Source organism: Protofrankia sp. Cr1, assembly GCF_963555865.1.
Classification (GTDB): Bacteria; Actinomycetota; Actinomycetes; order Frankiales; family Frankiaceae; genus Protofrankia.
Window position 1 is genome coordinate 12,474 of sequence record NZ_CAUVXO010000112.1, and the last position, 2,677, is coordinate 15,150.

Here is a 2,677-nt window from a genome sequence, read left to right on the forward strand (position 1 = left end):
GAACACGAGAAAGGGGGAACGGCATGCGCGCGCGCCTGAACACGGCCACGGTGCTGCTCGGCGTCGGCCTGTTCGCCCTGGTCGGCCTACTCGCGTTCGGAACCCGGATCGACCTTGCCGTGTACCGCCTGGGCGGCGACGCATTTCTACACCATTTGCCCCTGTATGACCAGATCATGCCTGGTACCGGCCTGCCCTTCACCTACCCGCCGTTCGCCGCCGTACTGTTCGGCCCCCTCGCCCTCCCGCCGAAGCCGGCAGCACAGGCCATCTGGGCGCTGGTCCTGCTGACCTGCCTGGCGGAGTTGACCCGCCAGGTGCTCGCCGCGGCCCGCACCGACCCGCTCGCATCCAGGCCGCCTGCGGTTGGGATGCCGGCGGTCGGGCGGCAGGCGGCACTGGCCGTGGGCCTCCTGGCCGTGGAACCGATCCGAAGCAATCTCGCCTATGGCCAGATCAACATCCCGCTCATGCTATTGATCATTCTTGACCTGCGTCGTAGGTCCGGGTCGCTGCCCTCAGGTGTACTGATCGGCATCGCCGCGGCGGTGAAGCTCACCCCGTTGATCTTCGTTCCCTACCTCTTCGCCACGGGCAGACGCCGGGACGCGGGCATGGCCGCACTCTCCTTCAGCGCCTGCTCCGCACTGGCGGCCCTGGCCACTCCGGCAGACTCGGCGCGGTTCTGGACCAGGCTGGCGCTCGACCCGTCCCACGTCGGCGGGATCGCGTATGCGGGCAACCAGTCGCTGTCCGGGGTGGCGACCCGCCTCGCCGGTCATGCCGTGCACGACGAGCTCTGGTTTCAGCTGGTGACGCTGAGCACAGCCGCCGCCGGGATCGGACTGGCAGTGGCGGCCACTCGCCGCCACGAGCCCCTGCTCGGCTGGACAGTATGTGGCATCACCGGGCTGCTCGTCTCACCGATCTCCTGGACCCACCACTGGCTGTGGGCACTGCCCGCGCTGGCCTGGCTGGCCGGCCCGACCGGGCCACGCGGGGGGCGGCTCGCGGCACGCGGCGGCTTTGCCCTGCTCGTCCTCGCTCCGATGTGGTGGCTGCCGTACGAGCACGACCGCGAGTATTCCTGGCACGGCTGGCAGCTGTTGGTCGGGAACTCCTACGCCATCGCGGCTGTTCTCTTTCTCCTCGCCGTCGTCGGCCACCTGGCTTCCCGGGCTGGCAGGAGATCAGACCGTGGCGGGCCGCGCGGTCGGCAGCGTCGAGCGGACCGCGCTGGCCCAGCCGGAGCCGAGCGCGCCATCCTCCACGACAACGTTGTCGTGGTCCGGCAACAACCCGACGAGATCGGTGTGTCGCAGCGCGTTCGCGACCAGGTGCATGCGGCCGACCTCACGGGCCATGATCAGGTCGCTGGCGGAGTCGCCGATCGCGATCGCCTGGTCCGGACGGAACCCGCGGCGGGCCAGGTCGAAAGCCACCGCGGCGCCCTTGCTGACACCCTCGGGAACGAGATGATAGACGTGCGGGACATCATCCACAGCCGGCATGCCAGCCCACGAAATGATGCCGTTGTCCCGGATGGTCAACCAGTCGAAACCCTCCGCCACGAGCCATAGGTTCACCTCGGCCACGTCGATGTTGCCCCGGAGCATGATGTCGACCTCGCGTCCGCGGTGCCAGGGTCGGTACACCTTCAGGCGTCCCGAATACCGCGCGATCAGCGCGGCAAGGAGCGAATCCGGTATCTGGTCCAGATCGGCTGGCATGGCTCCGCGCAGGACCTGGCTGTTGCGTCCATGGTCCCAGCCGACGATCGCACCGAGCTCGGCTATGAAGCCGTCCGCGCCGAAAATCGCACCGGCTTCGACCAGTTGCGACCTGGTCCGGCCGCTGACCAGCACCAACGCGATGCTCGCCCGGTGCAGGTCGATGAGGGCGCGAGCCGGATCAAGGGTGGTGGAGTGGTCCTCGTTCCGGAAGAAGCACCCGAACGGCCCGACCATGGTCCCATCAAGATCGGTGTAGACGACCCGGATGCTCATCAGCGATGTCCTCCTGCTCGTGCTGCTGGTGCTGGTGCTGGTGCTGGTGCTGGTGCTGGCGATCTTTCTAGGTTTGTACGCCGGAAAACCCCTTGTTGACCTTACAAACCTCGAAAGATCAAATGTTCGGATGTCATCGCGGTCCGTCACCTGAAACGCGCGCCGCCCGGCGAGCGGCATACTCCGGAATTGTGATCATCGGGGAACGCTCCCGCACCTCGACCCGGTGGGTGTGCGGCTCAAACCCGCCGTCGCAGCGGCGGAACTGGGTCAACGTCTGCCCCGGAGCCGGGCTGTGGACACCTAGCCGGGTCCACGCCGTCTGGATGATCTCGGCCGCCATGCGTCCGAGAGCGTCGTCGGGCTGGTGGCGATGGATCTTTCGTCCGACCTCGACCTGCGCGATCGCATCCGCGCCCGCCAGGGACAGGACGTCCACCAGCTGGGCGAACTCGACTCCGTAGCCGGAGACGAACGGTAGCCGCTCAAGCAGGACGCGGCGGCCAGCGAACTCGCCCGCGAGCGGTTGCACCAACCCGGCCAGCGCCGGCCAGTGCATGTTGAGCAGGGGGCGCGCGACGAGTTCGGTAACCCGCCCACCACCGCCGGGCAGCAGGCCGCCCGCCAGCGGCCGGTCGTAGGACGCCTTGACATAGGACACCTCGGTCAAC

The 2,677-nt window shown here is 68.1% G+C and carries 2 protein-coding genes and 2 pseudogenes; 2 read left to right on the forward strand and 2 right to left on the reverse strand.

The genetic code is table 11. The annotated features are described in order from the left end of the window. Positions 1–176: 176 nt before the first annotated feature. Positions 177–866 (forward strand): annotated as a pseudogene (locus tag U9980_RS11625) (glycosyltransferase 87 family protein); the annotation flags it as partial. Between the two features lie 324 nt (positions 867–1,190). Here U9980_RS11625 and U9980_RS11630 read toward each other — a convergent pair. After that, on the reverse strand, positions 1,191–2,006 hold the full coding sequence (locus U9980_RS11630) for an HAD family hydrolase (protein ID WP_322749217.1): 816 nt from the start codon (positions 2,004–2,006) through the stop codon (positions 1,191–1,193). Here U9980_RS11630 and U9980_RS11635 point away from each other — a divergent pair. Continuing rightward, positions 1,999–2,160, forward strand: coding sequence for a hypothetical protein (locus U9980_RS11635; RefSeq protein ID WP_322767923.1), 162 nt, complete (start codon positions 1,999–2,001; stop codon positions 2,158–2,160). The genes U9980_RS11630 and U9980_RS11635 overlap by 8 nt on opposite strands. Here U9980_RS11635 and U9980_RS11640 read toward each other — a convergent pair. Beyond that, positions 2,140–2,677, reverse strand: a pseudogene (locus U9980_RS11640) (glucosyl-3-phosphoglycerate synthase); the annotation flags it as partial. The gene U9980_RS11635 and the pseudogene U9980_RS11640 sit on opposite strands and share 21 nt — an antisense overlap.